This is a genomic window from Desulfurellaceae bacterium, from assembly GCA_021296095.1.
In the GTDB taxonomy this organism is placed as follows: Bacteria; Desulfobacterota; Binatia; order Bin18; family Bin18; genus JAAXHF01.
The window spans coordinates 4,388-29,783 of sequence record JAGWBB010000009.1 but is presented as its reverse complement, the minus strand read 5'-3'; the positions used below and the strand labels follow the sequence as shown (position 1 = coordinate 29,783).

Annotated in this window: 19 protein-coding genes and 4 tRNA genes; 10 read left to right on the top strand and 13 right to left on the bottom strand. The window is 62.5% G+C overall.

Annotated elements, in window-relative coordinates; translation table 11 throughout:
* Positions 1-41: 41 nt before the first annotated feature.
* Genes J4F42_03755 through J4F42_03745 form a run of 3 tightly spaced genes read left to right on the top strand, consistent with a single transcriptional unit; the run spans position 42 to position 3,906 of the window.
* Positions 42-2,165 carry a transglycosylase SLT domain-containing protein gene (locus J4F42_03755; protein MCE2484602.1) on the top strand — a complete coding sequence of 708 codons (2,124 nt, stop codon included), beginning with the start codon at positions 42-44 and terminating at the stop codon, positions 2,163-2,165.
* Positions 2,153-2,974: an SDR family oxidoreductase gene (locus tag J4F42_03750; GenBank protein ID MCE2484601.1), complete on the top strand. Its 822-nt coding sequence runs from the start codon at positions 2,153-2,155 to the stop codon at positions 2,972-2,974. Before J4F42_03755 ends, J4F42_03750 begins: the two co-directional genes overlap by 13 nt.
* 35 nt (positions 2,975-3,009) lie before the next feature.
* Complete coding sequence (locus J4F42_03745; GenBank protein MCE2484600.1) at positions 3,010-3,906, top strand: cation transporter; 897 nt, start codon at positions 3,010-3,012, stop codon at positions 3,904-3,906.
* Positions 3,907-3,925: 19 nt separating this feature from the next.
* Here the strand turns inward: J4F42_03745 and mpl are convergent, their stop codons facing one another.
* From mpl to J4F42_03720, 5 genes are all read right to left on the bottom strand, one after another.
* Complete coding sequence (mpl, locus tag J4F42_03740) at positions 3,926-5,380, bottom strand: UDP-N-acetylmuramate:L-alanyl-gamma-D-glutamyl-meso-diaminopimelate ligase (GenBank protein ID MCE2484599.1); 1,455 nt, start codon at positions 5,378-5,380, stop codon at positions 3,926-3,928.
* Positions 5,373-6,518 carry a beta-lactamase family protein gene (locus J4F42_03735; GenBank protein ID MCE2484598.1) on the bottom strand — a complete coding sequence of 382 codons (1,146 nt, stop codon included), beginning with the start codon at positions 6,516-6,518 and terminating at the stop codon, positions 5,373-5,375. Before J4F42_03735 ends, mpl begins: the two co-directional genes overlap by 8 nt.
* A 98-nt stretch (positions 6,519-6,616) precedes the next feature.
* Positions 6,617-7,537, bottom strand: a complete 921-nt coding sequence (locus J4F42_03730; GenBank protein MCE2484597.1) for an LD-carboxypeptidase — start codon at positions 7,535-7,537, stop codon at positions 6,617-6,619.
* A gap of 11 nt (positions 7,538-7,548) precedes the next feature.
* Positions 7,549-9,354, bottom strand: coding sequence for a threonine--tRNA ligase (gene thrS / locus J4F42_03725; GenBank protein ID MCE2484596.1), 1,806 nt, complete (start codon positions 9,352-9,354; stop codon positions 7,549-7,551).
* A gap of 92 nt (positions 9,355-9,446) precedes the next feature.
* Positions 9,447-10,454, bottom strand: a complete 1,008-nt coding sequence (locus J4F42_03720) for a hypothetical protein (GenBank protein ID MCE2484595.1) — start codon at positions 10,452-10,454, stop codon at positions 9,447-9,449.
* Positions 10,455-10,600: 146 nt separating this feature from the next.
* Here J4F42_03720 and htpG point away from each other — a divergent pair, with 146 nt between their 5' ends.
* Positions 10,601-12,553, top strand: coding sequence for a molecular chaperone HtpG (htpG, locus tag J4F42_03715; GenBank protein MCE2484594.1), 1,953 nt, complete (start codon positions 10,601-10,603; stop codon positions 12,551-12,553).
* Positions 12,554-12,563: 10 nt separating this feature from the next.
* Positions 12,564-13,049, top strand: coding sequence for a 2-C-methyl-D-erythritol 2,4-cyclodiphosphate synthase (locus J4F42_03710; GenBank protein MCE2484593.1), 486 nt, complete (start codon positions 12,564-12,566; stop codon positions 13,047-13,049).
* An 11-nt stretch (positions 13,050-13,060) separates the two neighbouring features.
* Here J4F42_03710 and J4F42_03705 read toward each other — a convergent pair whose 3' ends face one another.
* The 6 genes from J4F42_03705 to gltX form a co-directional block, all read right to left on the bottom strand.
* Complete coding sequence (locus J4F42_03705) at positions 13,061-14,491, bottom strand: SpoVR family protein (GenBank protein MCE2484592.1); 1,431 nt, start codon at positions 14,489-14,491, stop codon at positions 13,061-13,063.
* Between the two features lie 23 nt (positions 14,492-14,514).
* Positions 14,515-15,744, bottom strand: coding sequence for a sporulation protein YhbH (gene yhbH, locus J4F42_03700; protein ID MCE2484591.1), 1,230 nt, complete (start codon positions 15,742-15,744; stop codon positions 14,515-14,517).
* A gap of 53 nt (positions 15,745-15,797) precedes the next feature.
* Positions 15,798-17,732: a hypothetical protein gene (locus J4F42_03695; protein MCE2484590.1), complete on the bottom strand. Its 1,935-nt coding sequence runs from the start codon at positions 17,730-17,732 to the stop codon at positions 15,798-15,800.
* Positions 17,733-17,966: 234 nt separating this feature from the next.
* Positions 17,967-18,038: transfer RNA gene (locus J4F42_03690), tRNA-Glu, on the bottom strand.
* Positions 18,039-18,044: 6 nt separating this feature from the next.
* Positions 18,045-18,117, bottom strand: a tRNA-Gln gene (locus J4F42_03685).
* A gap of 34 nt (positions 18,118-18,151) precedes the next feature.
* A complete protein-coding gene (gltX, locus tag J4F42_03680) occupies positions 18,152-19,576 on the bottom strand; it encodes a glutamate--tRNA ligase (protein ID MCE2484589.1) in 1,425 nt (474 codons plus the stop codon).
* A 109-nt stretch (positions 19,577-19,685) separates the two neighbouring features.
* Here gltX and J4F42_03675 point away from each other — a divergent pair.
* Both J4F42_03675 and J4F42_03670 read left to right on the top strand, forming a co-directional pair.
* A tRNA-Lys gene (locus J4F42_03675) sits at positions 19,686-19,758 on the top strand.
* 20 nt (positions 19,759-19,778) lie between these two features.
* Positions 19,779-19,853 (top strand) — tRNA-Glu (locus tag J4F42_03670).
* A gap of 10 nt (positions 19,854-19,863) precedes the next feature.
* Here J4F42_03670 and rfbC read toward each other — a convergent pair.
* Positions 19,864-20,406: a dTDP-4-dehydrorhamnose 3,5-epimerase gene (gene rfbC, locus J4F42_03665; protein MCE2484588.1), complete on the bottom strand. Its 543-nt coding sequence runs from the start codon at positions 20,404-20,406 to the stop codon at positions 19,864-19,866.
* Between the two features lie 217 nt (positions 20,407-20,623).
* On the opposite strand from rfbC, the gene acnA reads away from it, so the two are divergent.
* The gene (acnA, locus tag J4F42_03660; protein MCE2484587.1) at positions 20,624-23,326 is read left to right on the top strand and encodes an aconitate hydratase AcnA; all 2,703 of its coding nucleotides are present in this window, start codon (positions 20,624-20,626) and stop codon (positions 23,324-23,326) included.
* A gap of 46 nt (positions 23,327-23,372) precedes the next feature.
* On the opposite strand, the gene J4F42_03655 is transcribed toward acnA, so the two are convergent.
* Positions 23,373-23,936, bottom strand: a complete 564-nt coding sequence (locus tag J4F42_03655; protein MCE2484586.1) for an OmpH family outer membrane protein — start codon at positions 23,934-23,936, stop codon at positions 23,373-23,375.
* Between the two features lie 159 nt (positions 23,937-24,095).
* Between J4F42_03655 and J4F42_03650 the strand changes: the two genes are divergently transcribed.
* Both J4F42_03650 and J4F42_03645 read left to right on the top strand, forming a co-directional pair.
* Positions 24,096-24,776: a DsbA family protein gene (locus J4F42_03650; protein ID MCE2484585.1), complete on the top strand. Its 681-nt coding sequence runs from the start codon at positions 24,096-24,098 to the stop codon at positions 24,774-24,776.
* 144 nt (positions 24,777-24,920) lie between these two features.
* Positions 24,921-25,396: DUF1329 domain-containing protein (locus J4F42_03645; protein ID MCE2484584.1), on the top strand; the 476-nt coding region annotated here is incomplete at its 3' end.

Here is a 25,396-nt window from a genome sequence, read left to right as displayed (position 1 = left end):
CTCGTCTCTTTTTTGCTATGACGAACCGAGAATAATAGGAAATGTCATCTTCCTCAACATCCCAAGAAAAACCGAGCCTCGGCCTGAGGCTCACTCCCCTGCTGGCGTGCCTGATGTGTCTGGCCTATCTGACCTGGGCCTGGTCTGCCGACCTGGGCCGCAGCCAGACACCGGCCACCCCCGGCCAGCTCTTTGGCCAGGGCTACCGGGCGGTCCAGGACGGCCGCTTTGTCCAGGCCCTGCCTGTATTGGAGCAGGCCGTAGCGGCCTCCCCGCTCCTGGCCGACTACAGCCTGTACTACCTGGCCCAGGCCCAGCTCGAGACCGGCCAGCCCGCCCGGGCACAACACACCTGGCTGCGTTTGCTGGAAGAGCACCCTATCAGCCCCTGGCAGGCCCACGCCAGCCTGGCTCTGGCCCGGCTGGCCCAGGCGAAAAAAAACTGGACTGCGGTCGTCCGCCATGCCGACCGCGCCCGCAGCGCCGAGGCGGCACCGGAGACGGTTCGGCACGCGGCGACGCTTGTTGCGGCCCAGGCCCGGGAACACGCCGGCCAAGCCCACAGGGCCTATGACTTGTATCAACAGCTGCGCCGCACGGCCGCGCTGTCCAGCGTCGGTCACGCCGCTAAAACGCACGTCGTGCGGCTCCGCCGGGCGTCCGAGGGATTTCGTCCCACAGATTCGGCGGGCTATATTGAAGAAATGCAGCTGCTCGCCCTGGAGGCCGACCGCCCGGCTCTGGCAGCCCTGAGTCAGCAGTTCGAGCAGCACTTCTCGCTCGGCCAGCTGTCGGCCAAAGAACTCCGTGCCACAGCCAAAATCTATCAGGCCCAGGACCGGATCGAAGATGCGGCCACGGCTCTGCAAACCCTGGCCGAGCGCGCCCCGAACAGCGCCAGGGCCTTATATGCGTGGGCCAGACTGCTGTGGAATACCGATCAGGACGAGCAGGCGCTAGCCCTGTTTGAGCGCCTGGCCGAGCAATTCCCGCGCCACAAGCTGGCGGCCGAGGCCCTGTACGCCGTCGGTCGCATCCATCAGACCCACAAGGACGATGCGCGCGCCAGTCACATCTACCAACTGCTGGCCGAGCGCTTTCCCGCCACCACAGTGGCTCGGGACGGACGCTGGCGTCAGGGCTGGATGGCCTATCAGCGTGGAGATTTCGACCAGGCCGAGCGGGGCTTTGCCAGCCTTATCCGCCTGGTCCCCAACAGCCCGGAGGCGCGCAGCGCCCTGTACTGGCAGGCGCGCAGCCTCGACAAACAGGCCAAGCACGACCGGGCCAAGGCGTTGTATCGCCGGCTGGTCCAGGATGAGGCCGAGGGCTACTACGCCTTATGGGCGGAAAAACGCCTCGGCCACCCGCCCCGGCCGCTGGCCTTGGGAGCCCAGCCCACGGTCAAGCATCCAGCGCTCTCGGCGCGTCTGGCCACCTACTACCGGCGCAGCCAAGCCCTGTCCCGGCTGGGGCTCATCGACTTCGCCCGACGCGAACTCGACCGGCTCCACCAGGCCGCCCCCAACAGCCCGGCCTTTCGTCAATTTTTCCTGGCCGAGTACCACCGGCTGGAAGACCATAATCGAGCCCTGCGGCTGGCCCGCGCCCTGACGGTCGGCAAACGCCGGCGCTACGACTTTCCGCTGGCCTACTGGGATGTCCTCCAAGCCCACGCCCAAGCCCAGCGGCTCGACCCGTACCTGATCCTGGCCCTGATCCGTCAGGAGAGTCTGTTCGACCCGCAGGCTGTATCGCGGGCCCGCGCCTACGGTCTGATGCAGCTGCTGCCCAGTACCGCAGCACGCCTGGTCCAGCCCCTGCCGGGCGCGGAACTGCGCCTGACCGACCCCGACCGCAATATCGCCCTTGGCACGCGCTACCTCCGCCAGCTGCTCAGCCGCTATGAGGACAATCTGATCCTGGGCCTCGCCGGCTATAATGCCGGGCCGGACGCGGTTGAAAAGTGGCGTAGCCGCTTCCCGGACGCCGCAGCCGACGAGTTTGTCGAACACATCAGCTACCGCGAAACCCGCAATTATGTCAAAAAAGTGCTCCGCAACTATCGCACCTATCGACGGCTGTATGAGCCTGCAAACACCGTCATCTCGCTGGGTCCGCAGGCCCGGCTCACCCACAGGAAGGAGACCACATGGCACAACTGAGCGGAAAAGTCGCCCTGGTGACCGGCGGCGGCCGAGGGATCGGACGCGGGATCAGCCTGGCCCTGGCCGAGGCCGGGGCCGACGTGGCGATTGCCGACATCGAACAGCTGAGCAGCCCCGCTCAGCAGTACCAAAGTGCGGCCGTCGGCGGGCTGAGCGCCGCCCAGGAGACGGTCGAAACGATCAAAAGCCTGGGCCGACGGGCGGTCGCCCTGCAGGCCGACGTGACCAAAAAAGCCGACGCCCAGCGCATGGTGGCAGACACGCGCGAGCAGCTGGGCGCTCTCCATATCCTGGTCTGTAACGCCGGGGTGGTGAATATCGCCCAGGTCGAGACGATGAGCGAAGAAGCCTGGGATCTGACGTTTGACGTCAATGTCAAAGGCGTGTTTCTGTCCTGCCAGGCCGCCATCCCGGCCATGAAAGCACGGGGAGACGGCTGCATTATCAATATTGCCTCGGTGGCCGGCAAGAACGGCGCGGCGGGCTTATCGCACTACTGCGGGTCAAAGTTTGCGGTGGTGGGGTTTACTAATTCCCTGGCCAAAGAACTCGCCTCGGCCAACATCCGGGTCAACGCGATCTGCCCCGGCATTCTCCGTACCCAGATGTGGGAGTACCTGGCCGAGACCATGAAACGCGGCGACGAAACAAAAGAAGACGCCTGGCAGCGCTACCTGACGACCCTGATTCCCCTGGGTCGGGCTCAGACACCGGCCGACATCGGCCAGCTGGCGGTGTATCTGGCCAGCGCGGAAAATGTGACCGGTCAGGCCATGAATGTAGACGGCGGGATGGAACTGCACTGAGCCGTCTCTCGTTGCTCGCCAACCACTCATTCGCTATGGCGCATCAACACGATACCCCCAACTACAACCGGGCTTTCAGCCTGGGGGTGTCGCTCAATATCGTCTTTGTGGGTGTGGAAGCGACCTACGGCGTGCTGACCGGCTCACTGGCGCTGGTGGCCGACGCCGGACACAACCTGAGCGATGTGTTGAGCCTGCTGCTGGCCTGGGGGGCGAGCATCCTGGCCACCCGCAAACCCACCCCCAGACGCAGCTATGGGTTTCGGCGGGCGACGATTCTGGCCTCGCTTCTCAGCGCCCTGCTGCTGCTGCTGGTCCTGGGCGGGATTGCCTGGGAGGCGATTGGGCGGCTGTCCACTCCGCGACCGGTGAGCGGGGGGACGATTATCATGGTGGCCGGACTTGGGGTGGTGATCAATACGGCCACGGCGCTGTTCTTTGTGTCGGGCCGCAAACACGACCTGAATATTCGGGGCGCGTATTTGCACATGGCGGCCGATGCCGGGGTGTCGCTGGGCGTGGTGATTGCCGGCCTCGCCATTATGACGACGGGCTGGCTGTGGCTGGACCCGACGATCAGTCTGCTCATCAGTGCGCTGATTCTGATGAGCACCTGGGGCTTGCTGCGCGACTCGGTCAACTTGGCCCTGGATTCGGTGCCCGACACGATTGATCCGGTGGCGGTCGAAACCTATCTGAGCGGCCTGCCGGACGTGGCCACAGTCCACGATCTGCATATCTGGGCGATGAGCACGACCGAGGTGGCCCTGACCGCCCATCTGGTCGTTCCCCGTCGCTGGGCCGATGACAGCTTCGTACACCAGATTTCGCACCGTCTGCGCGACCGCTTTGGCATTGACCACGCGACCCTCCAGATCGAACGGAGCGAGGAAGAACCCTTTTGCAAACAGGCCGCACCGGAGAGTGTCTGAGGCTACCGGCCCGGGCCTCTCACCCGTCGGCGGCGGCGGTCTTTTCCTCCAGCGCAGCCAGCAATTTGCGCGGCAGCCCGCCAAACGCCCCGTTCGACATGATCAGCACCACGTCGCCCGGCCGGCAGGTGTCAGTCAGAAAGGCACAGATTTCATCCACGCTGCGCCCCGGATAGGCGCTCTTTGCAGCCGCACGAAGATCGGCGACCAGCTCGGCCGGGGAGAACAGGTCCTGGCCGGCGAGCGGATCTTGGGGTTTACTGAAAACGGGACCAATCACCACCTGATCAGCCGTGGCTAGGGCGCGGGTGAGCGGCTGCTGGAACACCCGTCGCCGGCAGGTGTTGGAGCGCGGCTCAAAGACCGCCCACAGACGGCGCCCGGGGTAGCGCAGCCGCACAGCTTCGATAGTCACCGCCACAGCGGTCGGATGGTGGGCGAAGTCGTCAATGATTGTCACCCCGCGCGCTTCTCCGACCAGTTCCTGGCGGCGTGCCACGCCGCCAAAGCTGGCCAGGCCGGGCGCGGTCTGCTCGCCGGCCAGACCCAGCGCGTGGGTCAGGGCGATCACGCCCAAGGCGTTACGGACGTTCATGCGGCCCATTGAGGGCAGGGAAAAGCGGCCGTGCTCCTGGCCGTGGCGGATCGCGCTGAAGTGAAACCGGCTGCCGTCGTCAACAGCATCGCCGACCTGCCAGTCGGCCTCGGGGTGAAATCCAAAGCTGGCGTACTCACCCCGGTACGAACGCGCTACCTCCAGGGCGGCGGGAAAGTCGTGACAGATCAGGACCGGGGCGGTAGCCGGCACAATGTCGAGCAGACGACAAAAGGCCGCTTTGATGTGGGCTAAATCGGTGTAGATATCGGCGTGATCAAACTCGACCGCGTTAAGCAACACCGCCTCGGGTCGGTAGTGCAGAAACTTGGGTCCCTTGTCAAAAAAGGCCGAATCGTACTCGTCACCCTCAATCGCAAAGTAGGCGCCGGCCCCGAGCTGATAGCCCCGGCCGAAATTCTGACTCAGCCCACCGACCAAAAAGCCGGGCTGGAGCCCGGCCCGTTCCAGCACCCAGGCCAGCAGCGCCGTGGTGGTGGTCTTGCCGTGTGTCCCGGCAACCACCAGGGGACGCTTATCGGCCAGGAAAAACTCGGCCACGGCCTGCGGGAAGGACACATACGGAATCCGGGTGTCGAGCAGGCGCTGGACTTCCGGGTTGGTGCGCGACACCGCATTGCCGACCACGACCAGATCGGGCGGCGGATCTAAATTATGGGCATGATAGCCCAGCATCACCGCAATATCCGCCTGAGCCAGCACATCGCTCATCGGCGGGTAGATACCGTGATCCGAACCCGTCACCCGATAGCCGCGTTCCTTGAGCATGAGGGCCAGCGTCGCCATGCCGACACCGGCAACGGCGATCAGGTGGATGTGAGCCTGGGGGGGCAGGGAGTGGGGGGTGCGTTCATTCATCGTTCAGCGCTCTGCCTTCATCTTTGCCCAGCACGGCGCGCAGCACGGCGTCGTGCAGGCGCGGGCGGAAGGTCCGAATAGCAGTATTGTCACGGCTGGGATGTACCCGGTTGGTGAGAAGAATAACGTGGACCTGGCGCTCCAGGTCGATCCAGACCGAGGTGCCGGTAAACCCGAGGTGGCCGACCGAGCGGACGGAGAACAGCTGGCCGGCGCTCGAGCCCTGAGCCGAGGGGGTATCCCAACCCAGCGTTCGGCTCGAGCCGGGTACGCGTGCGTCACGCTGCCAGCACTCGTGGAGCAGAGCGGCGGGCAGGAAAGCATGTCGGCCATGATAGCAGTCCACCAGACAGCCGACCAAGCGGTCCACATCATCCAGGTTTGCAAACACCCCGGCGTGGCCCGCCACCCCACCCATGGCGTAGGCGTTCTCGTCATGCACCTGCCCGCACACCACCCGTCCGCGCCACGGACAGCGTTCGGTGGCGGCACATGACGCAAAGCCGGGACTGGACTCCTCCAGATTGACAAAGGACGTGGCGGGCAGCCCCAGGGGAGCAAAAATATGCTGCCGACAGTAGTCGTCGAGGGCGTGTCCGCTCAGTCGTTCAACAAGCGCGCCGAGCAGCATGAAGCCGAGATCGCTGTATACGGCCCGCTCGCCGGGCGTAGCATCAAGCGGTTCACGCTGGATTTGGGCGTACACCCATTCACGGCCCAGGCGGGTGGCCAGCAAGGGTCTCTCAGTAGCGCGGTGTTCTGCGCTGCTGAGCGCCTCGAAGTAGGGACGCCAGGCCGGCAGACCGGAGGCGTGGCTCAGCAGGTGGCGGATCGTCACCCGGTCTTTCTGCCCACCCCGAAAATCGGGCAGAAAGCGGCTGACCGGGTCGGTAAAGCGCAGCCGCTCTTGGGCAATCAAAAGGAAGACGGCCAGACTTGTGGCCAGCGGCTTGGTGAGCGAGGCCAGATCAAAAACGGTCTCGGCCGTCATCGGCGCGGGCTGCGGCTCGCGGCACCGCAGCCCGCAGGCCCGACGGTAGATGACCTCGCCGGCCTGCCTCACCAGGAGCGCGGCGCCGGGGAACACCCCTTGTCGAACTGCGCGTGTGAGCAGTCTGTCTACCGAAGAGAAATCCACCCTCGCCTCTCCCTTAGCCTCGGCCTGCCCTCAAGCGTCTGGCCGCTCGCCCTCTAGTTCTTCCAGCCCAGGCAGCAGTGTCGGCCGAGCACCACCTCTCAGATCACGGCCGACTCCAGAAACCGCAGCTCCTGCCGCTCCGTATCGAGACGCACCCGCGTTCCGAGCGGCAGGGCAAAATTCTCCCCCCCGTGTCCGGCCGGCAGGCCAAAACCAACCGGATAGGCGGAGTCGGCAAAAACATCCTCAACCACGGCCAGCAGCGGGCTTAGCTCGCCCGGCTCTTCCCAGCAGCGGCTCATCTCGCCGAAGATCACTCCGGCCAGCCCGTCGAGCTTGCCGGCCTGTTTGAGCTGGGTCAGCATCCGGTCCACCCGGTACGGCCGCTCGCCGACATCCTCAAGAAACAGCACACAGCCCCGTGTCTCGATCGCAAACGGCGTGCCCAGGCTTGCCGTCAGAACGGACAGACAGCCGCCCAACAAACGCCCTTCGGCTACCCCCGGCCGGATCGCCGTGGGGAAGGTCAGACGCGCCTGGCCGGTGCCGTGACTGAGCAGGCCCAGCAGGTGGGAGCGGGAGCCGGCCGACAGGCCGTCGGCAAACTCGCCCGCCACTAGAGGGCCGTGAAAGCACACCAGTCCTGCCTGTTGCACAAGGGCGTTCAGCAGCAGCGTCACATCGCTATAGCCGAGAAAAATCTTCGGCCGCTGGGCCAGAGCCCGAAAATCAAGCCGGGGCAGCAGACGTCCGCTTCCATAGCCGGCCCGGGAGCAGAAGATCGCTTGTACCGTGGGGTCATGGAACATGGCCGACAGCTCGTGGGCGCGCTGCGCATCGGTGCCGGCCAAAAAGCGGTGGCGGGCCAGGACATGCTCGCCGAGCCGGACGACAAAGCCCAGTTCCTCTACGGCCCGGCAGCCGCGGCGCAGCCGTTCCGCGTCCACCCCGGCGGCCGGAGAGATGATCCCGATACGATCACCGGGCCGCAGCCGGGGCGGTGTGTGGAGGGGCTGCACGACGGACACGTCTAGTCAAAGCCGCGGCGGTCTTCTTCTTGCAGTCGGGCGATGAACTGCTCAACGCCGACCACCTCGTTCTTGCGCGAGGCTCTGGTGCGTACCGACACGGTCTGGTTGGCGACCTCTTTGCCGCCGACAATCAGCAGATACGGGATACGGTAGGGGTGGGCCTTATGAATCTTGGCCGACAGGGTCTCGGAGCTGGTATCCAGGGTCGCCCGCAAGCCGTGGTCGACCAGGCGCCGGCACACCTCGTCGCCGTAGTCCTGGAAGCGATCACTGACCGGCAAGACCCTGGCCTGTTCGGGGGCCAGCCAGACCGGAAACTGGCCGGCACAGTTTTCGATCAGCAGGGCCATGAACCGCTCGATCGCACCATAGATGGCGGAGTGGATGACGACCGGCGTTTGCAGCGAGCCGTCGGCAGCGGCGTATTTCAGCTCGAAGCGTTGCGGCATCTGAAAATCGACCTGGGTGGTGGCCAGCTGCCAGGCCCGGCCAAGGGTGTCTTTGACATCGATATCGATCTTCGGCCCGTAGAAGGCTCCCCCGCCCCGGTCGATCTGATAGGGGATGTGCTTGTCTTCGAGCAGGGTCTGGAGGGTGGTTTCGGCCATATCCCACAGGCTCTGTTCACCCATGAAGTTATCGGGCCGGGTTGAGAATTTGCACGAATACTCCAGGTCAAAGGCGGAATAGACCCGGGCGACCATGTTGAGCAGCCGTTCGATCTCGGCCGGAACCTGCTCCTTGGCGACAAAGATATGCGTATCGTCCTGATGAAACATGCGCAGACGGGCAAGGCCGGCCAGGGTCCCGGACAGCTCGTTGCGGTGCAGGGTACTCTCGTCGTGGATACGAAACGGCAGGTCGCGGTAGCTCTTGGTCTTCATCTTGAAGATGCTCATATGGACCGGGCAGTTCATCGGCTTCAGCCCATACGCGCCACCCTCCTGCTCTATCAAGAACATATTGTCTTTGAATTTTTCCCAGTGGCCCGAGGTCTGCCACAGGCTCTGGTGACACAGCACCGGTCCCCGCACCTCTTGATAGCCCTCGGCCTTGAGCAGCCGGCCCATACGGTCCTGCAAGAGCTTGTAGACGGTCAGGCCGTTCGGCAGCAGAACCGGAGAGCCCGGACTGAAGGGAAACAGAGCGAACAGTTCCATGTCCTGACCGATTTTCCGGTGGTCGCGTTTCTCGGCCTCCTCCAGCCGCTCGAGGTGCTTCTGTAGCTCTTCCGCAGTCTGCCACACGGTGCCGTAGATGCGCTGCATCTGCGCGTTGTGGGCGTCCCCGCGCCAGTAGGCGCCGGAAATCTTGAGCAGCTTGAAGTGGGGCAGCTGTCCGGTGTGTTGGACGTGCGGGCCGCGGCACAGGTCAACAAAATCGCCCTGTTTATAGATCGAGCAGTCCTCCAGCCCCAGATCACGCATGATCTCCAGCTTAAAGGTCTGGCCGCGCTGACCGAAATAGTCTTCGGCCTCCTGGCGCGACCAGTTCTCGTGCACAAAGGCATGATCGGCCGCAATGTTCTCCCGCATCCGCTCTTCGATCCGGGCCAGATCCTCGTCGGACAGGGGCTGGGGCGTTTCAATATCGTAATAGAAGCCGTTTTCAACGGCCGGCCCGACTCCCAGCCGGCTGGACGGAAACAACTCCAACACGGCCTGGGCCAGCACATGGGCGCAGGAGTGGCGCAGGCAGTGCAGCGCATAGTCCTGATCGCTGGCGAAATCTTTACGCTGGAGTTCGTGAGACTCGGTCTGGAGGCTGGGCGGACTCTCAGGGACGTCGTTTTTTGCTTCGTTCATGGGCGTCTGTCAGTGCTGAGCTAGAGTGTGTGGGAAGTGCTTGGTCAGTTCGTCAGCGTATGGGAAAAAAAGCCGACGATCAAGACAGCGCCTCAGAACTGCACACTGAATCCCTCGCGCTCCTGGCGTTTCTGCTCGGTCAGAAAACCGCGCGCGCCCGTATACACCCCGGACGGATAGAACAGATAGCCCTCGACATAGCCGCCAGGCGGCAGCGTCTGGTTGGCCAGAGGCGGCTGGGGCAGGGCGTGGTCGGACGGGGCGGCCGGCTTGACCCGCCGGCCCGAATCGGCCAGCAGCACGATGTTGTCGGTTTCCAGAACATAGGCGTTGGTGGTTGAGTTGAAAAGCGTAATGCGGACAGGCAGCAGCTCGGTCAGACTCTCGCCAAACTGGCGTTGGACATCGGCCGGGATCATCGGCACGATGCCGATCTGGACCTGATCCATGTTGGCGACCTGAGCCTGGTGGTGGGCGGATTGGCGGTAGGCAAATTCGTCCACCACCGCCCGAAACATGGCGTAAAAGCCACGCTGGAAGTCCGAAAAGGCGTCATAGAAGCCAGTATCGGCAGCCATCAGCGGGCTCTCGGAACTGGTATCGACAATAACCCGGTTGCGCTCCACCTCGCAGGTAATGATCAGTTCCAGGGGCTCGTGCTCGGGCTTCTCGCCCCGAACCCGACCCATCCCGCCCAGGGCCGCGGGCTGATAGGTCGTCACCGCATAGCCGGCCTTTTCAACCGCCTTGCGCATGATCCGGTTGGCCTGCTCGCATGGCGGAATAGCGGCCCGAGGGGCAAGCTGGACGCCGTCAGCCGTACACGAGATGGCGACCGACACCGGCTCCGGCTCTCCCCAGAAGCCCATCCGCTGGGCGGTAATCGTGCTCCCCGTGTCGGTCGTCGGAGGGCCGTCGGCCACCTGGTAGTGCAGCCGTTCGAGCGCCCGACGGGTGATCTGGTGCGCCTCTTCACAGCCCATCTCGGCTTCGGTGATATCGTACTCTGTGGTCTGTTGCGCAGCGGTGGCCAGTCCACCGCCGGCGACTGCCAAAACCAGACCGGCCATACCTGCCAGACTCCAGACCGCTGTGTGCATGAACTCCCCCTTTTTTGCTCGCTCCTCCTGCGACATGCCCTGCTCATAGCAGGAAGTGACCCCGGGAAGAAAGCGCACGATTGACGTGAGCCCAGGAATGATTATTCAAGCAGGAACAGTCCGGCAGCGCAAAGGAGGCAGACACCGTGGAAGCTCAGGCCGAAACCTATCGCTTTGAGGCAGAAACCACCCAACTCCTCAAGCTCATGATCCATTCCTTGTATACCGACAAGGAAATCTTTCTGCGCGAACTCATCTCAAATGCCTCGGACGCGATCGACCGCCTGCGTTTCGAAGCCCTCACCCAGCCGGAGTTGGTGGCCGAAAACCACACGCCCGAAATCCGGATCGAGGTCGATAGCGATGCGCGCCGCCTGACCCTTCACGACAACGGCATCGGCATGAGCCGTGAGGAACTCATTGCCAACATCGGCACAATCGCCCAGTCCGGCACCCGCAACCTGCTCGATCAGGCCAGGGCCGAGGGGCAATCCGAGCAGGCTCTGGCCGAGCTGATCGGGCGCTTCGGGGTGGGATTTTATTCTGCCTTTATGGTCGCCGACCGGGTGCGCCTGATCACCCGCCGGGCCGGCCAGGACAGCGCCACCGCCTGGGAATCGAGCGGCGACGGGGAATATCGCCTCAGCCCGGCCCAGCGCGCCCAGCACGGCACCTCAATCAGCCTCGACCTGAAGCCCGCCGACCCGGAAAACGGCCTCGACGACTTCACCCAGCAGTGGACGCTCAGCAGCATCGTCAAACGCCACTCCGACTTTGTGTCCTACCCGATCACAATGGAACAGGAGCGTCACGAGCCGGAACGCGACGCGGACGGCACGCCCAAAGAGGACGGCTCCACCCGCGTGGTTGTTGAGGATACGACCCTCAATTCCATGAAGCCGATCTGGACCCGGCCGCAGTCAGAGGTGAGCGAGGAAGAGTACGGCCAGTTCTACACCCATGTCGCCCACGACTGGAACCCGCCGCTGAAGACGCTGACCTTCCGCGCCGAGGGGCGTTTTGAATTCCAGGCGCTGGTCTTCGTGCCATCCCAGGCGCCGTTCGATCTGTACTACCACACCGCCCCGTTCGGCCTGCAACTGTACGCCCAACGGGTGATGATCATGGAGCGCTGCGAGGACTTGCTGCCGCGCTATCTGCGCTTCCTCAGAGGCGTGGTCGACTCGGCCGACCTGCCGCTCAATATCTCGCGCCAGCGGCTTCAGCAGGATCGCCATATCAGCCAGATCCGCCAGTGGCTGAGCAAACGGGTGCTGGACGCCCTGACCGACCTGGCCGCCAAGGACGGCGATACCTTCACCACGGTGTGGGAGCAGTTCGGCCGCACGCTCAAAGAGGGCGTGAGCGCAGATCCCGAGAACAAGGACCGCCTGCTGCCGCTGCTGCGTTTCCCGTCCTCGCACGACCCGGAAAAGCTGACCAGCCTCAAGGACTATGTCGAGCGCATGCGGACCGAGCAGACCGCAATCTACTATCTGACCGGAGAGTCGCGTCGCAGCGTGGAAAACTCACCCCACCTCGAAGCCTTCAAGGACAAGGGCTATGAGGTCTTGTACCTGGTCGATCCGGTGGATGAGCTGGTCGTCCAGGCGGTGACCGAGTTCGAGGGCAAACCCTTACAGTCGGTCGGCAAGGGCACGGTCCAGCTGGGCAGCGAAAGCGAGCGGCAAGAAGCCGAAAAAGCCCTCAAAGAGCAGGCCCAGGATTATGCCGGTCTGCTTGAAACTCTCCACAAGGAGCTTGATGAGCACGTCAAGGAAGTCCGGCTGTCGACCCGCCTGACCAGCTCACCGGTGTGTCTGGTCGGCGCCGAGCACGACCATAGCCCGCAGCTCGAACGACTCTTGGCCCAGACCCAGGCTGATCTGCCCAAACAAAAGCGGGTCATGGAGCTAAACCCCAGCCATCCGATTCTGACCAAGCTCTACGAGCGGTTCCAGCACGACAACCAGGATGTCGCGCTTGGCGAGTATGCCCAGCTGTTGTTTGGCTATGGCCTGTTGGCCGAGGGTTCGGAACTGCCCGACCCGGCAGCCTTCAACCGGCGCGTTGCAGACCTGATGGTCCGCAGCCTCTAGGAGGCGGGGCATGCGATTTCGCGTGGGTCACGGCGCCGATATTCACCGTCTTGAGCCGGGTCGCAAACTCATTCTGGGCGGCATCCATATTCCGTGGGACACGGGTCTGGCCGGCCACTCGGACGCCGACGTGGTGTGTCACGCGCTGAGCAATGCTCTGCTGGGCGCGATTGGGGCGGGGGATATCGGCCAGCACTTTCCCGACTCCGACCCGCAGTATCGGGGGGCGTCAAGCCTCGGGCTGCTGCGCGTCGTCATGGCCCTGGTCAAGGAGCACGGCTTTCGCCTGGGCAATGCCGATATTACGGTCTTTGCCCAGCAGCCCAAACTGGCGCCGTATCGACAGGCGATGCGCGAGCAACTGGCCGCAGCCCTCGACGCCAAGCCGGCAGCGGTCAACATCAAGGCCACGACAGGCGAAAAGCTGGGCTATATCGGGCGTGGAGAAGGCATGCTGGCCGAGGCCGTGGTGCTGCTGGAATCAGAAGAAGGGTGAGTTCGTGCGGCCTATTTGAGCGGCCGGGCGGCAAAGCCCTTGTCGCTGTGGGACAGCATGATCCGCTTGCCGTTGACAACGGTTTCGAGCACGACTTCATGGCCCCACAGCCGGTGCAGGTAGGACAAGCAGCGCTCGGCGTGTTCGAGTTGGAGGTCTCGACTGTCGTGGTGGTGCTTCAGATACAGGGTCCGGTTCTGGCTGTAGTCGGCATCCTCGACCTTGAGCACCGGGACGGTGCCCATGCCGACGGTCTTGAGCAGGGTCTCTTTGACCTCCCGCCAACCGTCCTTATCCGATACGTGTGAGATGACCAGCTCGTCGCCGCGCGGCTCGTACTGAAACATGTCCATCTCGCGCATCAACTCTTCAGTCAAAAAGCGCCGCAGGAAGGACACGTCGCGGTCAACCTCGCGGACCTCGAACATCGCCTCCAGGCCCGTCTTTTCGGGCTGGCCGTACTTCTCGATTTCTTCCGGCGTGGGCTCGTCATGGCGACGCTTGATATCGTCCCACAGCTTCAGGCCGAGGTGATAGGGGTTAATGCCCTGGGGGTGCGGGCGGACGACCTGATTGTGACGGACCAGGAATTCGAGGTACAACTCCTGGGGCAGCCCGAGGCTGTTCATGATCTCACGATGCCAGAAGCTGGCCCAGCCCTCGTTCATGATCTTGGTTTCCATCTGCGGAATGAAATACTGCGACTCCTCGTGAACGATGGTCAGCAGGTCTTTCTCCCACTCGCTCAGATACGGATTATAGTCGCGGATGAACAACAGGATGTCCTCTTCCGGCGAGAGCGGGACTTTGTGCAGATCGGGCTGGGTATAGGCCTGCGGTTTATGAATGGCGCGGAAGGGGTCGTCTTTGGGCTGAGCGTCTTCCAGCGCGCGTTTGCGTTCCTCTTCGGGCGCGAGCTTTTTGATGGCCAGATTGCGCCGGCACTGCATGGCCAGGGAGTGGGCGGAGTCGAGCAAGACCTCGACCTTCTCCACCCCGATCGACGGATCTTCGCTGTACGCCCGAACCCGCTCGGCGTGGATTTTGCAGCGGGTGATCGTCGATTCCGCCCCGGTCTGGCGGAAGGTGAAGTTGTTCCTGAAGAAGTCGTTGTGGCCGTACACGTGGGCGATGGTCAGGATCTGCAGACACAGGGAGTTATCCCGCATCAGATAGGCGATGGCCGGGCTGGAGTTGATGACCATCTCGTAGGGCAGGCCCGACACCCCGTAGTCGTACATCGTCTTCAGCTTCTCGTAACTCTTGCCGAACGACCAGTGCGGATAGTGTGACGGCATGCCGTGATAGGCCATATAGCCCAGCATCTGAGAATGGTCACACACCTCAAACTCCTGCGGATAGCAGGACAGGCCGAAGTCCTCGACCTTGGCCTGGATCTTCTCGTTCCAGCGCTCGAGCTCTCGCACGTCCCAGTCTGCCATAGCCTGTTCCCTTCGACGGCCCCTCACTCGGCCGGCTGCTCGGCGGCCGACCTGGCGCTGGCCTGCGTCCGCTCGCCCTGTTCTTTTGACATGAAGGCCCGGAAACTCGGCCAGATGTCCTCCTTGCGCTCGATAAGGACCGTCTGGTAATTGTCGGCCTCCAGACGCCGGAAAATATTGAGCATCGAACTCTCGTAATAGCGCGAGCCCAGGGGTTTGATCTCCCCGTAGCCGAACAGATTGCACATCTCGCACAGCTCCTGGGCAGCCCTGAGGGTGGCCGGATTGTCGGACTCGAAATTATCGCCGTCCGAGCAGTGAAAGGCGTAGACGTTCCACAGACTCGGGTGATAGCGCTCCTGAATGATCTCCAGCGCCTTGTTGTAGCCCGATGAAATGAAGGTGCCGCCCGACTCGCCCTTGTAGAAGAACTCGTCTTCGGTGACCTCACGGCCCTCGGTGTGATGGGCGACAAAGGCGAGTTCGACCTTGTCGTATTTTGTGCTCACAAACTGATAGAGCAGAAAGAAGAAGCTACGGGCCAGGTACTTCTTCATCGTGTCCATTGACCCCGAGGTATCCATGATACACACCACTGCCGCGTTCGAGTCGGGGCGCACGTCCTCGACCAGGTGGCGGTAGGTCATGTCGTCGGTGTGAAACGGAAAGCGCTGTTCGGGATCCCACTCGCTCAGGCCGTCGCGCCGCATGACCGCCACCTTGCGCCGAATCCGGGCCATCGCCGTCCGCCGTTTGTCGAGCCGGACCCGCACTCCCATTTTGCGGAAGCCCTTGCGCTTGCTGACCCGCTCGGACGGAATCTCGCGCAGGGTCTTACGTTCGAGGTCGGGCAGTTCGAGGTCTTCAAACATGATGTCGATCAGCTCTTCGAGCGTCACATCGGTTTCATAATAATCGACCCCGGCCTGATCACCGGCCTGGCCCTCACCCGGTCCCTGGCCCTCGCCGTTGGCCTTGCCGACCACCTGACCGGGTTGGGAGCTGCCATCCCCCTGGCCGACGCCGGGGGCGTTTTCGCCATAGATGAAGCGGTACTCCTTCATCCCCCGGATCGGCACCTTGATGATCTTGTCCTTGTTTTTGCCGATGATGGACTCCTCGGCGATCAGGTCGGCAATGTTCTCCCTGACCGCCTCACGGACCTTCTGACGGTGGCGCTGACGGTCGGTCGCGCTCCGGTCGGACCGCAGGGAGTCAGAGGACGAGTAGGGACGAAAGATGGTGTCTGACATAGTCTTCCACTCCGGCCCCTATCCGTGGGCGGATGGTATGCGCTCTGGCCGGCTCAGTCCTTCCACAGATGGTTGGCCGCATACTTCAGCACGATATCCACGCTGTCCTCGGGATAGCCGAGTTCGATCAGCCGCTGGACCATCGCGCCATGCTTGTGCTGCTGGTCCTGGTCCCGGGTCCGGGCCTTGGTAATGACCCGGCTGATATCCCGGACCGAGCCCATCAGCTTTTTCTCGATCGCATCCTTGAGCGGCTCATAGCTCTCGTAGGTCACCCGATCGCCGCGCCGCGACGAGGCCCACAGATAGGCGATCACCTCCTGTCGAAAGCCGTCCGCGGCCGAGCCGATGATGGCGATCTGCTCTTCGATAGACTTGAGGAAGCCCTCATCCGGCAACAGCTCTTCCTTGGTGTTGCGATCCATGACCTTGGTCTGGTTGACGTAGGCCTCGGCATGATCAAGGTAGTTCTGGAAGAGCGTTTCGGCCTGCTCCTGGTAGGAGTAGACAAACGCCTTGGTGATCTCCTTTTCAAGCAGTTCGAGATACTCTTTGTGAATCACGTCCTGGAGGAATTCGAGATACTGTTTACGGGTATCGTCCGGGGCGTCCATGGCCTTAACCATGCGGATCAGGGCCTCACGGACGCTGATCGGATTGATCGACGAGCCGCCTTCAGACAGGGCGTTGTCGAGCGCCTTCATGATGAAACGGGTCGAGATCCCGAACATGCCCTCCCGCTTGGCGTCCTCGCGCAGCTCCTTGACCGTGATTTTCTTGGTCCGGCCCTTTTCGACCACCTCTTCCCCGTTGTACAGGTGGAGCTTGGTCATCAGATCGCACTTGGCCGAGGGTTCGAGACGCGACAGAATGGCGAACATGGCCGCCACCTCCAGGGTATGCGGCGCGACGCTGGCCCGAAAGTCCGAGTTGTGCAGCATCTTCTGGTAGATCTTGACCTCTTCGGACAGACGCAGGTTGTAGGGCACCTTGACCACCACGATGCGGTCCAGAATCGCCTCGTTGGTATGGTCGGCCTTGAACTTCTGCCACTCGGCCTCGTTGGAGTGGGCGACAATGACCGTGTCCACGTACACGGTGCCGTGACGGCCCGGCGCGGGAACAAACTTCTCCTGGGTGGCCGTGATCATGGCGTGCAAGTATTCGGTTTCGTTTTTGAAGACCTCGATAAACTCCACCATGCCCCGGTTGCCGACGTTGAACGCCCCGTTCAGTTCGAGCACGCGCGGGTCACCCTCGGAGTAGCGGTCGAGCTTGGAGATATCCTCCGACCCGATCAGCACCGAGGTGTCCTGGTTATTCGGATCGACCGGCGGCACGATACCGACGCCGCGGCGGTTGCGTTTTGAAAACCCGACCGTGGTCACCGACATCTTCTCGTAGGCGTTGTTGAACTCCTCGCGCAGCCGCCAGCGGGTCACCGGACACAGGTCGCCCTCAATCCGCACGTCGAGCATTTTTTCAAACTCTTGACGCAGATGGCGGGGGATGAGGAGCAGCGGCTCCTCAAACATCGGAGAGTCCTCAATCATGTAGATCGGATCGAGGCCCTCGAGGCCGCGCTGCAATTTTTCAACCAGCGAACTCTTGCCCGCCCCGACCGGTCCCATCAGATACAGGACTTGACGATTCTCCTCGCCCCGCATGGCTGCGGACTGAAAGTAGCGGGAAATCTGGGCCAGCGTTTCTTCGATCCCGAAGAATTCGTCCTTGAAAAAATTGTAGACTCTCAGGGACTCGTCCTTGAACAGGCGGCTGACACGCGGGTCGTCGGTTTCGTTAATATCCGTCGCCCCCTCCTGCACAATCATATCGTAGATGCGCGCGTGGGCGTGCTTGACGATAGAGGGGTCTTGTCTGACCTTTTCCAGGTAGTCGATGAAGGTGCCGCTCCAGTGCTTGCTCTCGCGGTTCTCGCGGTCTTCCTGGATCAGTCGCTCAAATTCATGCTTGCTGTTTTCATCCATCTCCACCCCCTGAACACTGAATGGTTATGTTACAGGTTGTCGGCTCTGAGGCATTTCTTATACCAATTAGCATTAGCACAGCGAGCGAGGAATACCAGAGCCGGGGAATGCGCCGGACGTGGCCGGTTGTCTTGGCTGGAAATTCTTAGCACGCGCCGCTGCCGGGCGAGCAGCCCGGGGCACAGATTGGTCTGCCGAGAAATGGGGCGAGTAGCCAGAGAGCGAACAGGAGAATGGTCCCAACGGGACTCGAACCCGTGCTACCGACGTGAGAGGCCGGCGTCCTAACCGCTAGACGATGGGACCTGGAAGCTGAGGTGGTAGGACTCGAACCTACAATCGCCTGATCCAGAGTCAGGTGGCTTACCAATTAGCCCACACCTCAACAGCCCAGAAAATAAAGAACCGCCGGGCCGAAGTCAAGCCGAAATCTGCCCTTTTCCCGTCCCCAGCGTCGTCAGGGCGGCATCCAGGCGGGCCAGCGTCTGGTCCTGGCCCAGGGCGACCATGACCTCGAAGATACCTGGACTGGCCGTCCCGCCGGTCAGCGCCACCCGCACCGGCTGGGCGATCTTGCCCAGCTTGAGGTCGAGGTCGTGCATCAGACCGCCGAAGACGGTCTGCAGTCCGGGTTCGGTCCAGTCCGCAACACCGGCGAGCCGCCGGCGCACCTGTTCGAGCAGGACCAAGCCGTCCGGCGTCAAAAATTTCTTGACCGCCTTGTCCTCAAAGGTCAGGGCGTCGGTGAGATAAAAATGCGCCGCCTCCGCTAACTCACACAGAGTTTTGGCCCGGGGCTGGAGCGTGGCCAGCATCTGTTCGAGCCGCTCGTCATCGGGCAAACGATAGCCTTTGTCGGCCAGAAAGGGCTGGACCTCTTGGCGAATCTGGGCCGGCGAGCGGGCCTGCTGGTACTGAAAATTGAGCCATTCCAGCTTCTCGGCATTAAACACCCCGGCCGATTTGCCGACATCGGCAAGACGGAAGGTATCCAGCAGCTCGGCCCACGAAAACACCTCCTGATCGCCGTGTGACCAGCCCAGACGGGCCAGAAAATTAACCAGAGCGTCGGGCAGATAGCCCAGCTCACGATAGGCGCGTACCGCGGTTGCCCCATGCCGTTTGCTGAGCCGTACCCGATCGGGGCCGAGAATCAGGGGCAGGTGGGCAAAGGCCGGCGGGTCGGCATCAAGCGCCTGAAAGATCAGAACTTGGCGCGGGGTATTGGTCAGATGGTCATCGCCGCGCACGATATGGCTGATCCGCAGGTCGGCATCGTCACACACGGAACAGAAATTATAGGTCGGCGAGCCGTCCGAGCGGACCAGGATCAGATCGTCAAGTTCCTGATTCTCGAAAACGACCCGCCCCTTGATGATGTCGTCAACGACCGTCTGGCCTTCCCTGGGTCCCTTGAAGCGGAGCGTAAACGCCCGCCGGTCACCGGGCTGCGGGGTATACGTGCGACAGGTTCCGTCGTAGGCCGGCTGACGGCCCGCTGCCAGGGCAGCCTCGCGTTTGGCCTGCAGCTCCTGAGGCGTGCAGTAACAGCGGTAGGCCCTGTCCTGGGCCAGCAGCCGCTCGCTCGCCTCCTGGTACAGTGCTGTGCGTTGGCTCTGAAAATAGGGGCCTTCGTCGCCTTCCAGCCCAAGCCAGCCCAGCGCGTCGAGCATGTCGGCCTGGAATTCCGGGGTCGAGCGCTGCCGGTCGGTATCGTCGATACGCAGCACGAAGGTGCCGCCGTGCTCCTTGGCGGCCAGATAAGCAAACAGCGCGGTGCGCGCACCGCCGATGTGCAGATACCCGGTCGGACTGGGGGCAAAACGTGAACGAACGCGTGTCATGGCCGAACGCTAACAGGCGGCCGCGGAGCAAGTCAACGCCGGACGGCCAGGAAACCCACCGCAGGGGTTTGAGTTATACGCTCTCATCAGCTATGTTTTTGGCCAGACCGAGCCGATAGCTCAGTCGGTAGAGCATCTGCCTTTTAAGCAGAGGGTCCCGGGTTCGAGCCCCGGTCGGCTCATACCCTCCGCTCCGCTACAAGTCCCCGTCGTCTAGCCTGGCCTAGGACACCGGCCTTTCACGCCGGCGACACGGGTTCAAATCCCGTCGGGGACGTCCTGTCCTGTCAGCCCAGCCTGTCGGCCACCTCGGCCAAACGCGGCGCGTGTCTGTCCTTGTCGGACACAATCGGCTCCACCACCGGCCACGCAATACCAATGGCAGGATCGTTCCACACAATCCCGATTTCGTCGCTCGGATCGTGAAACTCGGTGCACTTATACACCACCTCGGCACTCTCGCTCAGTACACAAAAGCCGTGGGCAAAGCCGGGCGGGATATACGCCTGGTGGAAACTCTGAGCCGACAGCCGCATCCCGACCCAGCGCCCGAAGGTGGCCGAGCGGGGACGGATATCGACCGCCACGTCAAAGATTTCACCCTGGACCACGCGGACCAGCTTGCCCTGCGGATGCCGCCCCTGGGCGTGCAGGCCGCGCAGGGTATGTCGCCGCGAGTGGGAATGATTGTCCTGGACAAAGACCGCCGGAATACCCGCCTCTGCATACTTGCGAGCGTGATAGGTTTCGAGGAAAAATCCCCGTTCGTCCTCGAAGACTTCGGGTTCAACAATCAGGACCTCGGGCAGTTCAGTAATACGGACTTTCATCGCGCCTCCTCCGCCGGGCTCAGGGCTCTTGCCTGCAAGGGGAACGACGATGACCAGCTCATCAAGAAGAGATCATCGTTCCCCTTGGATGTACGTGAAATCCATAGCAGGGAAAAGACCACCAGCTTGCCTTGTGCCCCCCAAGCCGTATACAAAACGGGCCGAACCCAGGTGCCTCGGGTGCCGTATTTTATTCCTGTCCAGAAAAGGAAGAGCCATGCCGCATAATCTTTTTGAGAGCCTGCAAACATTCAAGCTGGGCAACGGTCAGACGGCCCGGTTTTACTCCCTGCCCCAACTGGAACGCCACGGCCTGGGGCAGATTTCGCGCCTGCCAGTCAGCATCCGCATCGTGCTCGAATCGGTGCTGCGCAACTACGACGGGACGCGTATCGAGGAAGGCGACGTGCGCAATCTCGCCGGCTGGGGACCCCACGACACCCGGACGGCAGAAATTCCGTTCACCGTGGCCCGGATTGTGTTGCAGGATTTTACCGGCGTGCCCCTGCTGGTTGACCTGGCGGCCATGCGCTCGGCGGTCGCCAAGCTGGCCAAAGACCCCAAGCTGATCGAGCCGCTGGTGCCGGTTGATCTGGTGGTCGATCACTCGATTCAGGTCGATTATGCCGGTGTCGGCAACGCCCTTGAGCGGAATATGCAGAGAGAATTCGAGCGCAACCAGGCGCGCTATCAGTTTCTCAAATGGGGTATGCAAGCCTTTGACAGCTTCAAGGTCGTGCCACCCGGTATCGGCATCGTGCACCAGGTCAATCTCGAATACCTGGCCAAGGGCGTGCTGGAAAAAGACGGGGTGTATTACCCGGATACGCTGGTCGGAACCGACTCGCACACCACCATGATCAACGGCCTGGGCGTAGTCGGTTGGGGCGTTGGTGGTATTGAGGCCGAAGCCGGCATGCTGGGCCAACCGGTCTACTTTCTGACCCCGGATGTCGTGGGTCTGCATATGACGGGGTCGCTGCGAGAGGGCGTGACCGCAACCGACCTGGTGCTGCACTGCACCGAGCTGCTGCGGGCGGCAAAAGTCGTCGGCAAGTTTGTCGAATTCCACGGCCAAGGCGCAGCCCAGCTGCCGCTGACCGACCGCGCCACGATTGCCAATATGGCCCCGGAATATGGGGCGACCATGGGCTTTTTCCCAGTCGATGAAGAGACCTGCCGGTATCTCACAGCAACCGGTCGCAGCGAAGAGCAGGTCGATGCCTTTCGGCGCTACTTCCAGGCTCAGGACATGTTCGGCATCCCAGGCAAAGACCAGTGCAGCTACAGCCAGGTTCTGGAACTCGACCTGGCCGATGTCCAGCCGGCGGTGGCCGGTCCCAAACGCCCCCAGGACCGGATCAATCTGCCGGACCTGAAACAGACCTTTGCCGACCTGTTTCAGCAGCCGGCGAGCGAGAACGGCTATGCCAAGTCGCCGGACGAGCTGGGCACGCGCTATCCCATCAACATCAACGGCTCAGGCGATATCGGCCACGGCGATGTGCTGATTGCGGCCATTACCTCGTGCACCAACACCTCAAACCCGAGCGTCATGCTGGCGGCCGGCCTAGTCGCCAAAAAAGCGGTTGAAAAGGGCCTGACGATTCGCCCCACGGTCAAAGCGTCCCTGGGTCCGGGCTCGCGGGTCGTGACCGAGTATCTGGACGAGACCGGGCTCCAGGCCTATCTGGATCGGCTCGGCTTTCATCTGGTCGGCTACGGCTGCACGACCTGCATCGGCAACTCGGGCCCGCTCGATCCCGACATTGAGGCGGCGGTGACCAGCCATGACCTGATCACCGCCAGCGTGTTGAGCGGCAACCGGAACTTCGAGGCGCGGGTGCACCAGAACATCAAGGCCAATTTTCTCATGAGCCCGCCTCTGGTCGTGGCCTTCGCCCTGGCCGGTCGGGTCGATATCGACCTGAATACCGAGCCGCTGGGCACGGGCACCGACGGCCAGCCGGTCTACCTGCGCGATCTGTGGCCCAGCTCCGCAGAAATCCAGACCCTCATCCAGGCCGCACGCGAGCCGCACACCTATCGCGGTTTGTACGCCGACCTGAGCGCCGACAACCCCCTGTGGAACGACATCGCCAGCACCACCGGCACCCTGTACGACTGGGATCCGGCTTCGACCTATATTCAAGAGCCGCCGTTTTTTGCCGCGTTCGGACCCGAGCCGGGGACCATCAGCCCGATTATCGGCGCCCGGCCGCTGGCCGTGCTGGGCGATTCGGTCACTACCGACCACATCAGTCCGGCCGGGGCGATCAAACCCAGTTCGCCCGCCGGCCAATATCTGCAAGACAACGGGGTCGGCGTCCCAGACTTCAACAGCTACGGCTCGCGGCGGGGGAACGACCGGGTGATGACGCGGGGCACGTTTGCCAACGTCCGCATCAAAAACCTGATGGTGCCGGGCTCCGAGGGCGGGGTGACCCACTACTACGCCAATGGCGACGGGCAGCAGATGGACATCTATGACGCGGCGGTCCGTTACCAGGCGGCCGGGACACCGCTGGTCGTGATTGCCGGCCAGGAGTACGGGACCGGCAGCTCACGCGACTGGGCGGCCAAGGGCACGGCCCTGCTCGGCGTCAAAGCCGTAATTGCCCACAGCTTTGAGCGGATTCACCGCAGCAACCTGGTCGGTATGGGCGTCTTGCCGTGTCAGTTTACAGACGGCACCAGCGCCCAGGCGCTGGGTCTGGACGGCAGCGAGACCTTTGATCTGACCGGCATCGGCGACGACCTCAGCCCTCAGCAGGACGCGACGCTGACCATCCACCGGGCCGATGGACAGAGCCAGGAGGTCACGGTCCGCGTCCGGATCGATACGCCGATAGAGGTCGAATACTATCGGCACGGCGGCATTCTGCACTATGTGTTGCGACAGCTGGTCGCCCGGGCCTAGGCGGCCGGCCTGGGGGGCGGGAGACTGAGAGCCCGCCCCTGGGCTCCTAACTCTGTTGGGAGAAACGCTTATTGTGTTCTTGGATGACCTGGTCGGTCAGGTCGATATTCTGCTGGCCGTAGAGAACGACGGTGTTATTACCCTCCAGAATCACCGTATAGGCGCCCTTTTCGCCCAGCTCGGCCACAATCTGTTGTAGCTGCATCATGATCCGACCGGTCAGCTGCCTGTCCTTGATCTTCAGATCCTCTTCGGCATCTTTATAGCGCCGTTCAAAGTCCCGCAGACTCTGACGGTAGTCCTGTCCCAGGGCGTCGCGTTCCTCTTCACGCAGGACCATGGCCTTTTTTTCGAGCTCCTCCTTGATCTGTTCGACCCGCTCCCGCTGCTTCAGCAAACGCTGCTCTGAATTCTCGACTTCCTTCTTGAGTTGGTCCTGGGCTTTTTTGCCGGCCTCGCACTCGGCCATGGCCCGAACCAAGTCAACATAGCCGATTTTGACGCCGTTCAGGGCACTCTGGCCCTCCTCCTGAGCTGCCCCACCGAGTGCGACCAGGGCAAAGGAAAAGGCCAAAAAGATTGATAACATCACAAACGACAACCGGCGCATGATATCCTCCTCACTCCATGAAGACTGGCAAATACCCCGGCACTATAGCCCGCCAGCGCAGGAGCAGACAAGAACCTGCTTCTCCGCCTCTTGCACCGAGCGGCCGGGTATGCTCCAAGCCTGGGGCAAACCTACCCGCGCAATCGGAGTGTCACACCCATGTCTCGCTCCCTCTGGAGACGGCGGCTCATCCGCCTCGGACTCGGCCTGCTGACCGTCTTGTGCCTGGCCCAGCCGAGGTGGGCCGACGAGCACCTGCTCGACCACTACGCTTCCATCCCCGGCTCCTACCTCTTTGTCCGGCGCGCTCCCGAGGAGGCGCGACCGGATTCGATCAGACTGACCGTCTTCGAGGATTTTCTGTGCCCGGCCTGCTACCAGACGGTGAGCCAGCTCATCCCCAGCCTCCAAAAAAAATATGGCGCGCGTTTGCGGGTCGAATTCTTCGGCTACCCGATCGTCGACCCCAAGTCCTCTATCCCGGCCCGCGCCTATGCCGTGGCCGACGAGTTCGGCTTAGGCCCCGAAATGCAACAGGCACTCTTCCGGGTTCAGTTTGAAGAGCGGCTCGACATCACCAGCCGGGACGGCCTGGCCCGCGTGGCGGACAGGGTTGGGCTTGACCCGGAACTGCTGCTGACCCGCCTGGCGGGCGAAGACGGCCAGGCCGAGGTCGCCCGCAGCCTGGCCCTGGGGCGTCGCTACCAGATCGATTCGGTGCCCGGCCTCGTTCTTGACGGCTGGATCCGGGTCACGACCGTTTCCCAGACCAATCTTGAGACCATCATCGACGGGATGCTGGAACGGAAAAGCCGAGAAGAGCCCTCCCCAGGACGGTGAAAAAAGCCTCTGATCGGACTATTGACCTTCCGGCTTGTCTGCTATCGTCTGGCAGTACGGAGAGGAAAAGGTATGGAACGTGGTCCACCCTGTCTGCACGCCGCACTGCCGTCATCGCACAATCCCACCCAAGGAGGGAATATCATGAAGCTAAGAAAGTTCCTGGGAACCGCCTGTGCCGCGCTGGCCGTCGGCGCACTAGGTCTGGCGGCTCCAGTCAACGCCTATGACCAATGCACCCTGGTCGAATGTATCGGCCCCGAGCACAAATACACCGGCGAGGTGTTCACCAAAGACAATATGGCCGAAGCCGGCGAGCTGATCATCCCCGGCGTGGCATGGTATGTCGAGCAGGGCATGGAGATCAAGGTCATCGAGACAATCCCGATCCCGCTGCCCAAGCTGTTCCAAGAGGCGACCGAGAAATACTCCGGCCAGGTCGAGATCTCGCCCGACGGGCGCGAGATGTTCAACTATGTGGCTGGGGTGCCCTTCCCCAATATCGACCCCAACGATCCGCTGGCCGGGGCCAAGCTGATGTGGAATCAGGAACAGAAGCCCCAGTATGTGGACAACGTCGGCACCGAGTGGATCACCGAGCTGGTCAACAGCAAGGGTGA